This window comes from Streptomyces sp. NBC_00443, from assembly GCF_036014175.1.
In the GTDB taxonomy this organism is placed as follows: domain Bacteria; phylum Actinomycetota; class Actinomycetes; order Streptomycetales; family Streptomycetaceae; genus Streptomyces.
The window spans coordinates 9114792-9128302 of sequence record NZ_CP107917.1 but is presented as its reverse complement, the minus strand read 5'-3'; the positions used below and the strand labels follow the sequence as shown (position 1 = coordinate 9128302).

Genomic DNA, 13511 nt, shown 5'->3' with positions numbered 1-13511 from the left:
CATGTCCGTCACATCCACAAGTACGGCGAAGACGACGGGGTCGGGCAAGGGGGAGGCCTCCCGCAAGCGAGGTCTCCCCCAACGGGGCGGCCGGAAGCGGGAGTTCACCACCCGGCGTGGCCTGCAGATCGCCGCCTTCATGGCACCGGCCGCGGTCTTCGTTGCTGTCTTCACCTACTACCCCATGATCGCGGGCGGTCAGATGGCCTTCCGCAACTGGAAGTTGACCGACCTCACGGACACCTCGTGGGTCGGACTGAAGAACTTCAGCGACGTATTCGCCGACCCCGCCTGGGGCACCGTACTGGGCAACACCGGGGTCTGGGTGGTCGGCTCGATCGTCCCCCAGCTGGTGATCGGCTTCGCCCTCGCCCTGTGGCTGCGCCGCCGCTTCCGCTTCCGGGGCCTCTACCAGGCGCTGATCTTCTTCCCCTGGGCGATCTCCGGGTTCCTCATCGGCATCCTCTTCCGCTGGCTGTTCAACAGCGAGTTCGGCGTCGTCAACGACCTGCTGCAGAAGGCCGGTCTGATCGACGAGCCGATCGCCTGGCTGGCGGACCCTAAGACGGCGATGGTGGCCGTGCTCATCGCCAACATCTGGTACGGCGTCACCTTCTTCGCGATCATGATCCTGGCCGCGCTCCAGTCGATCCCCGACGAGCTCTACGAGGCGGCGGCGCTGGACGGCGCGAGCAAGTCACGCACGCTCTTCCAGATCACCATCCCGTACATCCGCACCACACTGGCCCTGACCGTGCTTCTGCGGGTGATCTGGATCTTCAACTTCCCCGACCTGATCTTCGGCATGACCGGCGGCGGGCCGAACAACGAGACGCACATCGTGACCACCTGGATGATCAAGATCACTCAGCAGGGCGACTACGGCAGGGCCTCCGCGCTCGGCCTCCTCGTGGTGGCCGCGCTGCTGGTGTTCGCGGTGTTCTTCCTCATGGCCACGCGCGAGAAGAAAGGTGTGAGGCCGTGATCGGCAAGGAGTCCGCGGCCGGCCGGGCCGTCAAGTTCACGTTCCTCGGCGTGTGGCTGCTCTTCACCGTCTTCCCGCTCTACTGGATCACCGTCACCTCGCTCAAGGCACCCGGTGACATCTTCCACTTCCCGCTCGCCTACTGGCCCGAGCGTTTCTCCCTGGAGAACTACAGCGGCCTGTTCGGCACGGCCGACTTCGGGACGTACCTCACCAACAGCCTCGTGGTCTCCACCGTGGCGGGCGCGACGGCCACAGTGATCTCGATGCTCTCTGCGTATGTGCTGGCCCGCTTCGAGTTCCGCACCAAGTCCGCGCTGCTGATGGCCGCGCTGGTGACCCAGATGATCCCGTCGTTCATCGCACTGGGTCCGCTCTACCTGCTCATGACCGACCTGAAGCTGGTCGACAACCGCTTCGGCCTGACCCTCGTCTACATCGCGGTGTGCATCCCCTTCTGCACGGTGATGCTCCGCGGCTTCTTCGAGAACATCCCGGACGCGCTGGAGGAGGCCGCCATGATCGACGGCCTGTCCCGGTTCTCGGCGCTGTTCCGCGTCCTGCTGCCGGTGATGCGCCCGGGCATCGTCGCCGCCTTCATCTTCAACTTCGTCAACTGCTGGAACGAGCTGTTCCTGTCCGTGACGCTCATGAACAGCGACAGCAACAAGACCGTGCCCACGGCCCTGAACGGCTTCATCTCCAGCTTCAACATCGACTGGGGCTCGATGTCCGCGGCGGCCGTGCTCACGATCCTGCCCACCATGCTCCTCTTCGCCTTCGCCAGCCGGCACATCGTCCAAGGCCTCACGTCGGGGGCGGTGAAGGGCTGAGCGGGAGGCGGGCCGGCGGCGGGAATGGCTGCGGCCTCGCTCCGGTTGCCACGAGCATGACGACGAACGCGCCGCAGCAGCCCGAGGTGCTGCGCTACACAGCCTTCTCGAGCACCGCCGACGGTGGAAACCCCGCCGGCGTCGTTCTGGACGCCAGTGGCCTGGACGACAACGACATGCTGGCCATCGCCGCCGACCTCGGATACTCGGAGTCCGCGTTCCTGACCGCGCCCCCGGAGGGCCTGTCCGGCCAGGCGGGACGGGCGTACACCATCCGCTACTTCAGCCCCAAGGCCGAGGTGCCGTTCTGCGGGCACGCCACCGTCGCGACAGCCGTGGCGCTCGCCGAACGGATCGGCTCCGGGGAGTTGGTCTTCGCGACGCGCGCGGGCACCGTACCGGTGGAGGTCACCGAGGAAGGCGGCACGATCAGGGCCACGCTCACCAGCGTCGAACCGCACATCGAGGAGATCGGGGACGCCGACCTCGCGGAGGCACTCGCCGCACTCGACTGGCCGGCCGCCGATCTCGACCCGGCGTTCCCGCCCCGTGTCGCCTTCGCCGGTGCCCGCCATCTCGTTCTCGCGGCGGCGACTCGCGCCCGCCTCGCGGTTCTCAGGTACGACTTCACTCGCCTCGAAGCCCTGATGCACCGCCTGGATCTGACCACGGTTCAACTGGTGTGGCGGGAGTCCCCCACCGTGTTCCACGTCCGTGACCCCTTCCCCGTCGGCGGCGTCGTCGAGGACCCGGCGACCGGCGCCGCGGCCGCCGCATTCGGTGCGTACGCCCGCGAACTGGGCCTCGTGGAGGAGGACGTCGTCCTCACCCTGCACCAGGGCGCGGACTTGGGCCGCCCCGGCGAACTCACCGTGACGCTACGAGCCGGTGACCCGCGGGTCCGAGTCGGTGGCGCGGGGACGCGCATCGTCTGAAGCGCCAGTCGCATGCCCTCCCTCGCCGGGTTCATCTCCGGCGCGGGAGGGCCTATTTGTGTTGGGGCAACCTATTTGTTTCGGGGCAAACTGACCCCACGGACGGACGATTGGGTTAATTCCGGAGCAGTACAAGCATTTCAGTACCTGCGAATCTTCACCATTCGTGCACAATTTGCGCGTTGCGGCGAGTTTGAAGGTGCGGCGTCACGTTCGCACCGGCCGCGACCCTGCCGTCCGAGAGAAAGACAACAAGAGTGCGACAGATCCTCAGCAGGGCATTGGCCGTGGCCGCCACCACAAGCGCCCTGTCCCTGTGCGGCACATGGGCGTTCGCGGCCCACGATCCACATGGCACGGAGGCGGATGCGCCCGCCGCGCCGTCGAGCCGTGCGTTCCAGTGGGACTTCCCGGACGAGCCGTTCGACGTCAAGCAATTTGACGCCATGCACTCCAAGGTCGAAGACACCATGTCCCGGTTCGACAAGATGTGGGGCCAGGACGCGCAGGGCACGTCCGAGCACCACACGGGAGAACCGTCCAAGAACGACCGTGGGGCGCCGCACGGCCCACGGGAGACATCCGGCTACGGACCCGAGGAACCGTCCGGGTACGGGCCGTCAGAACCGTCGGGGTATGGCCCTGATGAACCGACCGGGTACGGCTCGGAGGAACCAGCGGGGTACGGCCCGGACGAACCGACCGGGTACGGTCCGGACGGACCGTCTGGGTACGGCCCTGATGAACCGTCCGGCTACGGCCCGGACGAACCAGCCGGGTACGGCCCCGAGGAGCCGCCCCAGCCGACGCCCACGTCTCCGCCGCCGCACACCACCCCACCGGCCTCACCTGCGCCGACGCCGGCCATGCAGGCACCCGAGAAGCCGACCCCTCCGGGGGAGTTGCCCGACACCGGTATCGATGAGGGCGTCCTGGCCGCCATGGCCGGCGGCGGAGTGCTGCTGGCCGCCGGAACCTTCCTGTACCGGCGAGGCAGGGCCGCGTCCCGCCGCTAGCGCATCACAGCCGGACGCCACTGCGGCGGCGCGGAGCGATGTCTGCTCCGCGCCGCCGCGGGTGTGTTCACCGGCAGCCGCCCTGCTCCGACGCATGGAACCACGCACCGAATCCACCGACCCACTCCCCCTCGGCCGACCTGGAACTCATCGCCCCCGCAGGGAGCTCGCTGTCGCTCCGGTGCGTTCGCGGAGCAGGATGCGCAGGGTGTTGGCGTGTTCATAACCGACTTTGCGGGCGATCGCTTCCAGGGGCAGGTCCGTGGTCCGCAGCAGGTGTGAGGCGTGCTCGACGCGTAGGTCCTGGACGAAGCGGACGGGGGAGGTACCGAGTGTGCGCCGCATGATGCGCTGGAGCGTGCGTTCGCTGACGCCGAGGGTGCGCGCCGCGTCGGCGATCGAGATCGGCTGGTCCAGGTGCGCCCGGGCCCAGCGCTCGAAGGCCGCCAGCGTGGGGTCGCTCTGCGCGAGGGCCGAGGTGATCGTGTACGCCGCCTGCGACGGGCGCTCGTCGATGACGAGGTAGCGCGCGACCAGATCCGCGAGGGCCGGGCTGCTCATCCGTACGATCGCGAGCGCGAGGTCGACGTGCCCGAACGCCGCACCGGCCGTGGTCACCCCGTCGGACGTGGTGACCATGCGGGTCTCGTCGACGGTCACCGCCGGGTAGCGCTTACGGAAGTACGGAGCGAGCCACCAACTCGTCGTGGCCCGGCGCCCGTCCAGCACCCCCGACTCGGCCAGTAGGAACGTGCCGGTGCAGGCGGACGCGATGGGGATGCGACGTTCGCGTGTCGCGGCCACCAGGTGTCGCACCGGCTCGGTGGCCGAACCCGACACATGGGCGATCAGGGCGTCGGGCCGTCGTTCGGCCAGCGCGGGCACCAGCAGCAGGTCGGTCTCCTTCGCCGTGTCCATGGGGAGGGTCTCGACCACATGCCCCGCTCCGGTGCGGACCCGGCGGCGAAAGCCGATCGTGGAGACCTTCCAGGCGGGCGGTGGTTTGGGGAGTTCCCCACGCATGGCGTTCGCCCCGTCGATCACGTCGAGCAGGGCGGAGAGCCCGGAGTCGAACACGCCGTCGTATGCCAGTACAGCCACATCCATGACGGAAACGGTATCGGATGCGTCGTTTCCGACGCTGGGAGAGGTGGCTGCGACGGCCTAGTTTTGTGGTGTCCGGACGACATCCGGTGCCCGGTACCAGCACCGCACGTGCGCCGATGACCAGAGACACCCGCACGTTCACCCATGACGACAGACAGGAATGCAGCATGACGAAGCTGGGGCTGCTGGCCCGGATCGAGGCCAAGCCGGAGTACGCCGAGAAGGTGGAGGCTCTGCTGCGGGACGCCGTCCAACTGGCGGAGCAGGAGGAGCACACCGTCACCTGGTACGCGTTCCGGCAGGGCGCGACCACCTTCGGGGTCTTCGACACCTTCGCCGACGAGCAGGGGCGTCAAGGGCACCTTCAGGGAAAGATCGCCGCCGCGCTGATGGGAGCCGCCGACACCATGCTCAGTGAGGCACCGGACATCCGGCCGGTCGACCTCCTGGCGGTCAAGCTTCCCTGATCCCACCGCCGGCCGGCTGCTCCCTGACCTGCGCTGCCGGCCGGCGCCCTCCCCACAAACCGAGGAAGAGAGAGACCATGGCCCAGCCCGCTACCAAGGGCGGCAGCGCACTCGGCGACGGGGTGCCGTCCGCCCGACCCCGCTCGCGTACGCACACCTGGCAACCCCCGACAAGCTACGCGGCCGTCGGCGCCCATACAGGCATCGAGCTGGTCCGTATGAGCCTGGACGGCCGTCTGCCCGAGGCTCCGATCTGCGCCACCCTCGGATTTCGCCTGGTGGCCGTCGAGGAGGGGCAGGCCGTTTTCGAAGGCGAGCCGGGAGAACACCTCTTCAACCCGATGGGCACGGTCCACGGAGGCTACATGGCCACCCTCCTCGACTCCGCGCTCGGCACCGCCGTACTGAGCGCCCTGCCGGCCGGCCGTGCCTACACCACGGTCCAGCTCAGCGTGAACCTGATCAGGCCGGTGCTCGACACCACTCCCACGCTGCGCTGCGAGGGCACCGCCGTCCACGTCGGCCGCACGACCGCGACCGCGCAGGCGCGGCTCGTCGGAGCGGCCGACGGCAAGCTGTACGCGCACGGGACCGCCACCTGCGCCGTCTTCCCGCTGCACGGCGCGGACTGAGGGAGCGTATGAACGACGTGAACCGCACGACGGTCGTCAACATGAAAGGGCATCGCGACGACCCGGACTACGCGGACGTCGTCTACGTCGGCCGCGCGATGCGCCGTGGCGGATGGGACCTCGATGCCTCACCCCTCGCAAGTCCCTTCCGGCCCGGCCGGGACGGCACCCGGGCGGCGGTGATCGACAAGTACCGGGCCCATCTGCTGAGCCGTCCGGACCTGCTCAAACTGCTGCCCGCCCTCCGTGGCCGCAGGCTCGGCTGCTGGTGTGTCCCACAGCCGTGCCACGCGCAGGTCATCGCCGAACTGGCCGACTCGCTCGCGCCGTAGTGCACAGTCCCGGACGCGGACCCGTCCCGGGTGCGGCCAGACCCGGGTTCACGCATCGGCCACGAAGCGCTCAGCAACGCCCAGGGCGGCAGCCATGATGCTGAGCTGCGGATTCACCTCCGGGCAGCTGGGCAGCACGGACCCGTCGGCGATGAGCACACCGTGCACGCCACGCAGGCGCCCCACGGCGTCGGCCGGCGACCGCTCCGGGTCCGTCCCGGCGGCGGCCGTACCGGTGGGGTGGAACGCGGACATGTGCAGGTGCCGCGCGGTCACCGTGTCGAGCAGCGGCTCCAGTTGCTCGGGGGTACGAGCGCGTGGGGCGTGCGGCACGCCGGTGAGTACCTCCTCGGCACCGGCGGCGAACAGCAGGCGGCCCATGGCCCGTTGGGCTCGGAGCAGGCGGCGGGCGTCGCGTGGCGCCAGGTCGTAGCGCAGCAGGGTGTGGTCCCGGCCGAGGACCCGGCCCGAGGGGCGGTCGGCGACCATGGCGCCGAGTGTCGCCAGTTGTTCGGTCTCCTCCACTTCGCGGCGCAGTTCGCGTCCGACGCCCGGCAGCACGAACGAACTCATCCCGGGGGGCGCCGCGGTGGCTTCGATCAGGATGCCGTCGGCGTGCAGTTCCTCCACTCCGACGCTCTGCAGGACCCCTTTCCAGCCGGTGACCGGGCTGCTGAAGCGGCCCGCGACGCTGATGGCCGGGTGCACGCTGAGGTTCCGGCCGATCCGGGGGTGACCGCCGAGGCCTGAGCGACGGAGGAGTTGCGGGGTCTGCAGGGCGCCGGCGGCGACCACGACCAGGGAGCTCAGGATCTCCAGTTGACTGCCGTCGGGGCGGATGACCATTACTCCGGCGGCCCTTGGACCGCCGGGCCGGTCGCGGTCGGTGAGGATCCGCAGGACACGGGCGCCCGTCATGATCGCGGCGCCGGCCGCGCAGGCTTCGGGAAGCACGGACAGCTGGACGCTCTGCTTCGCGCCGGTGGGGCAGCCGACGACGCACTGGCACGAGCCGCGGCAGCCGGGGGCGTTGCGGCGCAGGGGCGCCGCGGCCCAGCCGAGCTCCTTCGCCCCGGCCAGGGCGAGCAGTCCGTTGTTGCCCAGGACGTCCAGCGGCTGCCGTGCCACTCGGAGGGTGCGTTCCACCTCGTCGAGGCGTGCGTCGAAGCCCTCGGCGACGTCGAATCCGTGGTGGCTCAGCCAGCGGGTGACGACGTGGTCCGGTGTGCGGTAGCAGGTTCCCGAGTTGACGACGGTGGTGCCGCCGACCGCCCGGCCGACGGGCAGGACCAGCGGCGGGTTCCCGACGGCGATCGTGGCGCCGCCGTCCCGGTAGAGGTCGGTGAAGCGGTCGAGCGGAGCCCTGCGCCCGAACGACGCGGTGGTGTGGTGCTCGCCCTCCTCGACCACGACGACTCGCAGCCCGGCGCGGGCCAGTGTCCGGGCGGCCGTCGCGCCACCCGCTCCCGATCCGACGACGACGGCATCGACGGTGGAACGTGTCGGCCACTCGCGCGAAGGAGTGCAGTCGAGCGGCGGATCGTCGACGGCGGTCACTGGGGTCGCGGGGCCTTGGTGCGCCGTCCGTTCGGTACCGGCAGCCAGCAGGAGCGGTACCTTGACCGCGTCCAGGAGGGGCAGCAGGGCCCGGTGGGAGGCGAGCGACGCCATGACGTGCTCGCGTTCCGCGGGTCCGAGTGCCGGCAGGCGCCGGCCGGTGCGGGCGACGGCATAGGCATTGATGGCCTTGGTCGCGCCGTGTATCGCGGTGCGGGCGGGGGCGGGCATGGCTGCCAGGAGCGTTTCGAGGCGCCTCGGCACGGCCCGGGTCCATGCGGCAGTGCCGTCGTCCGCGAGCAGCGCCTCTGCAAGCGCCGTAAGCCCAGGGGACGTTGAGGAAGTCATCGGTCGCCGACCTCCGCGTGGGCGGTGCCGGAAAGCCGCCAGGTGGCCTCCTGTCGCCATGTGCCCCACCAGCGTTCCACGCTGACCACGGCGTCTGCGGTCTCGGTGTTGCGGCAGACCGCGGGAGATCCGTCGGGGTCGGTGTAGTCGAGGGCCAGCGTCCGCTGCGGCGGCTGGGTCACCGTCACCCGGATGCGGCGTCGGCCCGCGCGGCCGGCCACATGCCACTCGGGCAGGCCGATGTCCGCCCGGAACCGGCCGAGCCCGGCCCAGCCCACGGCGGCGCGCTCCGCACGACGGGGCCAGGTACGCCCGTTCTGCAGCAGCCGCAGGAACACCAGGGGCGGCAGTCGGTCGAGCCCGCGGCGCATGGACACCGCGGCAACTATCTCCAGGACGTCACCGCCGCCCAGGTCCGCGTGCAGCCACGCCCAGCGTCGCGCGTTGCCGTGGCCGTAGATGCGGGCGCTCGCGCCGACCGCCCGGTCCAGCCGCAGCTCGTCGGCTCCGTACCGGACGGTTCCGCTGTAGTGACAACGGGCGGCCGGCAGCATGTGGCTGGCCGGCAGCCAGGGGCGCCGCCAGGACCAGCGGGGAAAGGTGTGGACCGGACCGCTCAGGGGCGTCTCCGTGAGCGACCAGGTGAAGGGGCCCGCGGAGCCGGTGAGACGGCCGGGCCGGGCGCTGATCTCCTCGGTGGCGAAGCCCTGTTGGTCCTGCGTCCACGGCACGGGGCCGAAGCGTGCGTGCTCGGCGGGGCCGTCCTTGGGGAACACGGCGACCCAGCCGTGCGCGTAGGCGCCGGAGCCATCGGCGGGCGCCACCACCTCGTGGTGCAGCCATACTCCGTTGCCGGTCGCCGGGTCGGTCAGGGTCGTGTACCAGACCTCCGTGCGCCCGGGGTTACCGTCCCAGCGCGAGGCCAGATCCTGCCCGTCGGGTGCGGGTGCGGGTGCGGACTGCGCGGCGCGCGGGAAGCGGAAGCTCGCCAGGAAGGGCAACAGTCCGGTGGCGAGGGGAAGCGGAGTGTGCCCTCGCCCACCCGTTCGCCGTCCTCATAGAGGGTGTACGGCAGCAAGGTCATCGAAGAGAGGGGGCGCGCCGGCGAGATGGACTTCCAGCCGTCCAGCACCAGTCGCCGGCCCTCCATGGCAAACGCGATCCGGTAGCGGATCCTGCGGCGGGCCAGGGGCGAGATCTCCAACTCACCGGTGGCTTCGGCGTCGTCCGCCCGCCCGGCTATGCGCACCCTTCCCGTCAGGCGCGCCTGAGTCGTGCGGTGCGGCAGCATCAGGTCGTCGGAGCGGACCACGAGGTCCAGGCGCACAGGGCGCTCACGGTCCTCGTCGCTCAGGTGCACGCGACCCGACATCGCCTCCTGGAACACCGTTCCGCGTGAGGTCACAGCGCACCGTCCCGGCGTTCGCGGGAGCGCGCCAGCCCCTCGAGCATGATGCGTTCCGTCGCCGACAGATAGGCGCCCGCCGCGACGCGTGCCGCCTCGGAGTCGCGGGCGGCCACGGCCTCGACGACCGGTGCCAGACGGTCGTGGGCCGCCCGGGCCTCCGTGAAGGGCTCGACCAGCGCTGCGCGCACCGGCAGATACGCGTTGAACAGGGTGTTGGTCAGCAGGACATACACGCGGTTGCCCGTGGCACGAGCGAGCGCCCGGTGCACCTCGGCGTCCGCCAACTGCACGTCGTCACCGCCGTCCGCGTCCCCGACCGCTGCCAGCAGCGCCCGCAGATCGGCGACCTGGGCCTCGGTGGCCCGGTCAGCGGCACGCTCCGCGATCAACGCCCCGATGCTGCACCGCACTTCGAAGATCTCACCGATCCAGTCCGGACTGTGCCGCACGAGCATCGGCAGAAGATCCGCTCCGCCGAGACGCAGGAAATCCCGGACGCGTGTCCCCACTCCGTGCCGCGTCTCCAGCAGCCCCGACTGCGCCAGCCGGCCGAACGCATGCTTGAGCGTGGTGCGGTTGACGCCGAACTCGTCGGCGAGTTCACGCTCGGGAGGCAGATAGCTCCCCGCCGGATGCCGCCCGGCGAGAATGTCCTCGCGCAGCCGTTTCTCAAGGACGTCGACGACCGTCTCGCGTGGCAGTGCTGTCATCCCGGCACCTCCAGCCGTGTTGTGGATCAGTGACTCATCCACTCAACCATTAAGGTTGACTCCGGGTCAACGAATGTGCCGTGGAACGCAGTTCGACGTGCTGCTCGTGCCGGTTGAACCGGCCCGAGCAGCGGAGGCGGCGATCACGCGACGGCGGTGCCCTCGAGCTCGATCATCAGGGTGGGGATCGCCAGCCGTGTCACCCCGAGCAGCGTGGTGGTCGGCGCCACCCCGGCCGCTCCCAACCGGGACGCCAGCACGCCGTAGTGCTGGAAGAGCAGATCGACGTCGGTGGTGTGGACGTTGAGCCGGACGAGGTTCCCGAGGGACATGCCGGCCTCCCCGAGCACGGCCTCCAGGTTGTCGAGGCTCAGCGCCAACTGCGCCGCCATGTCACCGTCATGTCGGGGCTTGCCGTCTCCGCTCATCGCGGCCTGTCCGGAGCAGTACAAGGTCCGGGTGTGCCCAGAGACAATCTCACCCTGGTTGTAACCCATGTCCACCGACCACGTCCAAGGGTTGACCGTCGTGCGCTCCACAGCCACATCAGCTCCACTCGATTCATCGACAAGGTGTACGTCCAACGGCTGTGCAGCCGCCCGTCCTTGACGTCGTATGCAAAGCCTCCCAACCAAGCACGACACCCTGTGTCACGTATTTCGGTAGGTTTCTCGTATGCGCGCCGACCGGTTGGTATCGCTGGTGTTGCTGCTGCGCCAACGCGGTCGGATGTCAGCGGCCGCGCTGGCCCGCGAGCTGGAGGTGTCCACGCGCACCGTGCTGCGCGACGTGGAGGCGCTGTCCGCTGCCGGGGTCCCGGTCTACGCCGAACGCGGCCGGCACGGCGGTTTCGCGTTGTTGCCCGGGTTCCAGACAGAGCTCACCGGACTGAACCACGACGAGGCGCTCGCCCTGCTGGTGGCCGGATCGCGGCGTGGCGCGCAGGTGTTCGGCCTCGGCTCCGCGCTCGCTTCGGCCATGCTCAAGGTGGTTGACGCGTTGCCCGAAAGCTATCGGGACACCGCGGCCGGAGCGGCGCAGCGACTGCTCATCGACCCGGAGACGGACCTTCTCGCACGCCGCTCGGTCGCTGAGGAGGTGCCCGACAGCGTTGTGGCCGAGGTCCGGCGCGCAGTGTTCGCCGGACACAAACTGCGCATCCACTACGCGGCTGTGGACCAGACCCCGAAGTGGCGCACGGTGGACCCGATCGGCCTGGTCACCGTACGCGGGCAGGGCTACTTGCTGGCCACGAGATCTGGCGCGGACCGCACCTACCGGCTGTCCAGGGTGTTGGCCGCGGAGGAACTCGACGAACCCGCGCAGCGACCGGACCGAGTCGATCTGGACCGGGCCTGGCAGGAACGCAGCACGCAGTTCCGGACCGGCGGCGACCAAGTCACCGTGTCGGTACGGGTGGACCCGGAGCGGCGGGAGGACCTGGCGGGCACCGCGCTGGCCGTCCACGCCGAAGAAGCCGACGCAGACGGCTGGCTGCGGCTGGAGGTTACGTTCCAGGATTCACGACACGCCGAATGGGCGCTGTGGCAGCTCACCACGCACGCGGAAGCCCTGGCCCCGCAGTGGTTGCGCAACTCCCTGCGCGACCGCGCCTCCGCGATCGCAGGCCGCTATGGAGAGTCAGCCTGAGAGTTGTCGCTTCTGCGGGCGGCCACGGACACGGATGTTGTTGCGAGGCGGGCGCATAGGATCGCCCGCATGGCACTGCGACCTGTCATGGTGAACATAAAGGCTCTTGTTCCGTCGGCGGTCGGCCGGTTCTGGGCGGACGCGCTCGGCTGGAGTGCCTACAGTCCCGGCTCCACCACCTACGTCGGGCCAGCCGGCGGCCTCGTTTGGCCGGACCCGGTCGCCCTCGGCATCGACTTCGTTCCCGTCCCGGAACCCAAGACACCGACGAAGAACCGTGTGCACCTCGATCTCGCCACCACCTCTGCGGCCCATCAGGCGGAGCTGGTCGCGCGCCTCCGGTCTCTCGGTGCGACGCCCGCCCACGTGGGCCAGGGCGAAGTGCCGTGGACGGTCCTGGCCGACCCCGAGGGCAATGAGTTCTGCGTGCTGGAGCCTCGGGAGGTCTACCGGGACACCGGGCCGATCGCTGCGGTGGTGGTCGACTGCGCGGATCCGCGGGCCATGGCCCGGTTCTGGGACGAGTCGATGGACTGGACCCTGCACGAGGTGACCGACGATCATGCGGTGTTCCGCTCCGCAAAGGGTGGCGGCCCGTATCTCGAGTTCCTCCGCACGCCCGGGGTGAGGACCGTGCCGGAGCGCGTCCATCTCGACCTGCTGCCGTACCCCGGTGACGACAAAGCAGCGGAGGTGGCCCGGCTGCGTGCCCTCGGCGCCACCCACCTCGACGTCGGCCAGGGCGGCGTCCCGTGGACATGCCTGGCCGACGCGGAAGGCCACGAGTTCTGCGTCCTCGCCCTGCCCTGACGCGGAGCCTTGGCGACACCCCGGCACGTGACCTTGTGGGCTCGGAACACGTCTCCGGCATCACTGCTCCGGAGTCCGGCCGGCGCAGCCACCTATGCCAATTGCCTGGCGACGGCAAGCTGCGCTGCCGGCGACAGCAAGGGGCCAGTCCGTGTGAGGAGGCCGTAGAGCCCGGGTCCGTGCTGCTTGGCCAGTTCCGCGTTGTGCGCCAGTACATCGAGTTCATTGGCCGCCGTGATCTCCAGGAAGGCCCGCAGGTCGTCGGGGGTCGGAGTGTGCTCACGGCCGGTGAAGCGGTCCCGGAAGGCGACTGGGGCGGTGCCGTCGAGACGGGGATAGACGGTGGCGCGGTCGCAGCCGGCGTACAGGTACACCAACGCCTCCGCCTGCTCGCCGATCAGCGCGACGAGCGTCGCCCGGTCGGTGAGGGGAAGCAGTGTCGGTGCGAAACCGTCGGTTCCGTACGTCGCATGGCACAGACCCGCTGTCTGGACGGCGGGGCCGGCTCCCCATGCGGCCAACAGCCACCGAACGCGCTGCAGATGTTCCAACAGGGTGCCGCCGGGATGAGGCATCCGGCCGGCCCCCCGCTCCAGCAGAAACGCCTCGATGGCTGCCTGACCCTCACCGGTCAGCGGTCGTTGCCTGGCTGGTGCCATGGTTCGGATGTCCTCTCACCGGTGTGGCGGTCTCGGGCCCGTCGGTGCGGGCTTCTGGGCGC

15 protein-coding genes are annotated in these 13511 nt (G+C 70.0%); 9 read left to right on the top strand and 6 right to left on the bottom strand.

The window, feature by feature from the left end; all coding sequences use genetic code 11:
- The first annotated feature begins 1 nt into the window (after position 1).
- The 4 genes from OHO27_RS41605 to OHO27_RS41590 all read left to right on the top strand — a co-directional run bounded on the left by OHO27_RS41605 (position 2) and on the right by OHO27_RS41590 (position 3769).
- Positions 2-985, top strand: coding sequence for a carbohydrate ABC transporter permease (locus tag OHO27_RS41605; RefSeq protein ID WP_328430082.1), 984 nt, complete (start codon positions 2-4; stop codon positions 983-985).
- Positions 982-1818, top strand: a complete 837-nt coding sequence (locus tag OHO27_RS41600) for a carbohydrate ABC transporter permease (RefSeq protein ID WP_328430081.1) — start codon at positions 982-984, stop codon at positions 1816-1818. The genes OHO27_RS41605 and OHO27_RS41600 overlap by 4 nt, the downstream gene beginning before the upstream one ends.
- Before the next feature lie 56 nt (positions 1819-1874).
- Positions 1875-2753, top strand: a complete 879-nt coding sequence (locus OHO27_RS41595; protein WP_328430080.1) for a PhzF family phenazine biosynthesis protein — start codon at positions 1875-1877, stop codon at positions 2751-2753.
- A 287-nt stretch (positions 2754-3040) separates the two neighbouring features.
- Complete coding sequence (locus OHO27_RS41590) at positions 3041-3769, top strand: LPXTG cell wall anchor domain-containing protein (protein ID WP_328430079.1); 729 nt, start codon at positions 3041-3043, stop codon at positions 3767-3769.
- Between the two features lie 147 nt (positions 3770-3916).
- Here OHO27_RS41590 and OHO27_RS41585 read toward each other — a convergent pair whose 3' ends face one another.
- Positions 3917-4876 carry a GlxA family transcriptional regulator gene (locus OHO27_RS41585; protein WP_328430078.1) on the bottom strand — a complete coding sequence of 320 codons (960 nt, stop codon included), beginning with the start codon at positions 4874-4876 and terminating at the stop codon, positions 3917-3919.
- A gap of 167 nt (positions 4877-5043) precedes the next feature.
- On the opposite strand from OHO27_RS41585, the gene OHO27_RS41580 reads away from it, so the two are divergent.
- From OHO27_RS41580 to OHO27_RS41570, 3 genes are all read left to right on the top strand, one after another.
- Positions 5044-5343, top strand: coding sequence for a putative quinol monooxygenase (locus OHO27_RS41580; RefSeq protein WP_328430077.1), 300 nt, complete (start codon positions 5044-5046; stop codon positions 5341-5343).
- Between the two features lie 77 nt (positions 5344-5420).
- Positions 5421-5975: a PaaI family thioesterase gene (locus tag OHO27_RS41575; RefSeq protein ID WP_328430076.1), complete on the top strand. Its 555-nt coding sequence runs from the start codon at positions 5421-5423 to the stop codon at positions 5973-5975.
- Between the two features lie 17 nt (positions 5976-5992).
- A complete protein-coding gene (locus OHO27_RS41570; RefSeq protein WP_328430718.1) occupies positions 5993-6307 on the top strand; it encodes a DUF4326 domain-containing protein in 315 nt (104 codons plus the stop codon).
- 48 nt (positions 6308-6355) lie between these two features.
- Here the strand turns inward: OHO27_RS41570 and OHO27_RS41565 are convergent, their stop codons facing one another.
- From OHO27_RS41565 to OHO27_RS41550, 4 genes are all read right to left on the bottom strand, one after another.
- A complete protein-coding gene (locus OHO27_RS41565; protein ID WP_328430075.1) occupies positions 6356-8212 on the bottom strand; it encodes a GMC family oxidoreductase in 1857 nt (618 codons plus the stop codon).
- Positions 8209-9213, bottom strand: coding sequence for a hypothetical protein (locus OHO27_RS41560; RefSeq protein ID WP_328430074.1), 1005 nt, complete (start codon positions 9211-9213; stop codon positions 8209-8211). The genes OHO27_RS41565 and OHO27_RS41560 overlap by 4 nt, the downstream gene beginning before the upstream one ends.
- 400 nt (positions 9214-9613) lie before the next feature.
- The gene (locus OHO27_RS41555; RefSeq protein ID WP_328430073.1) at positions 9614-10330 is read right to left on the bottom strand and encodes a FadR/GntR family transcriptional regulator; all 717 of its coding nucleotides are present in this window, start codon (positions 10328-10330) and stop codon (positions 9614-9616) included.
- 143 nt (positions 10331-10473) lie between these two features.
- Positions 10474-10869 carry a RidA family protein gene (locus OHO27_RS41550; RefSeq protein ID WP_328430717.1) on the bottom strand — a complete coding sequence of 132 codons (396 nt, stop codon included), beginning with the start codon at positions 10867-10869 and terminating at the stop codon, positions 10474-10476.
- Positions 10870-11005: 136 nt separating this feature from the next.
- Between OHO27_RS41550 and OHO27_RS41545 the strand changes: the two genes are divergently transcribed.
- Positions 11006-11980: a helix-turn-helix transcriptional regulator gene (locus OHO27_RS41545; RefSeq protein ID WP_328430072.1), complete on the top strand. Its 975-nt coding sequence runs from the start codon at positions 11006-11008 to the stop codon at positions 11978-11980.
- A gap of 69 nt (positions 11981-12049) precedes the next feature.
- Positions 12050-12790, top strand: a complete 741-nt coding sequence (locus tag OHO27_RS41540; RefSeq protein WP_328430071.1) for a VOC family protein — start codon at positions 12050-12052, stop codon at positions 12788-12790.
- A gap of 92 nt (positions 12791-12882) precedes the next feature.
- On the opposite strand, the gene OHO27_RS41535 is transcribed toward OHO27_RS41540, so the two are convergent.
- Positions 12883-13449: a DUF6817 domain-containing protein gene (locus OHO27_RS41535; RefSeq protein WP_328430070.1), complete on the bottom strand. Its 567-nt coding sequence runs from the start codon at positions 13447-13449 to the stop codon at positions 12883-12885.
- Positions 13450-13511: the final 62 nt, after the last annotated feature.

Bases quoted from the DNA above. Each gene is read 5' to 3' on its own strand.
- OHO27_RS41555 (WP_328430073.1), bottom strand. From the start codon at position 10,330: ATGACAGCACTGCCACGCGAGACGGTCGTCGACGTCCTTGAGAAACGG.
- OHO27_RS41585 (WP_328430078.1), bottom strand. From the start codon at position 4,876: ATGGATGTGGCTGTACTGGCATACGACGGCGTGTTCGACTCCGGGCTC.
- OHO27_RS41535 (WP_328430070.1), bottom strand. From the start codon at position 13,449: ATGGCACCAGCCAGGCAACGACCGCTGACCGGTGAGGGTCAGGCAGCC.
- OHO27_RS41565 (WP_328430075.1), bottom strand. From the start codon at position 8,212: ATGACTTCCTCAACGTCCCCTGGGCTTACGGCGCTTGCAGAGGCGCTG.
- OHO27_RS41545 (WP_328430072.1), top strand. From the start codon at position 11,006: ATGCGCGCCGACCGGTTGGTATCGCTGGTGTTGCTGCTGCGCCAACGC.
- OHO27_RS41595 (WP_328430080.1), top strand. From the start codon at position 1,875: ATGACGACGAACGCGCCGCAGCAGCCCGAGGTGCTGCGCTACACAGCC.
- OHO27_RS41575 (WP_328430076.1), top strand. From the start codon at position 5,421: ATGGCCCAGCCCGCTACCAAGGGCGGCAGCGCACTCGGCGACGGGGTG.
- OHO27_RS41605 (WP_328430082.1), top strand. From the start codon at position 2: ATGTCCGTCACATCCACAAGTACGGCGAAGACGACGGGGTCGGGCAAG.
- OHO27_RS41540 (WP_328430071.1), top strand. From the start codon at position 12,050: ATGGCACTGCGACCTGTCATGGTGAACATAAAGGCTCTTGTTCCGTCG.
- OHO27_RS41580 (WP_328430077.1), top strand. From the start codon at position 5,044: ATGACGAAGCTGGGGCTGCTGGCCCGGATCGAGGCCAAGCCGGAGTAC.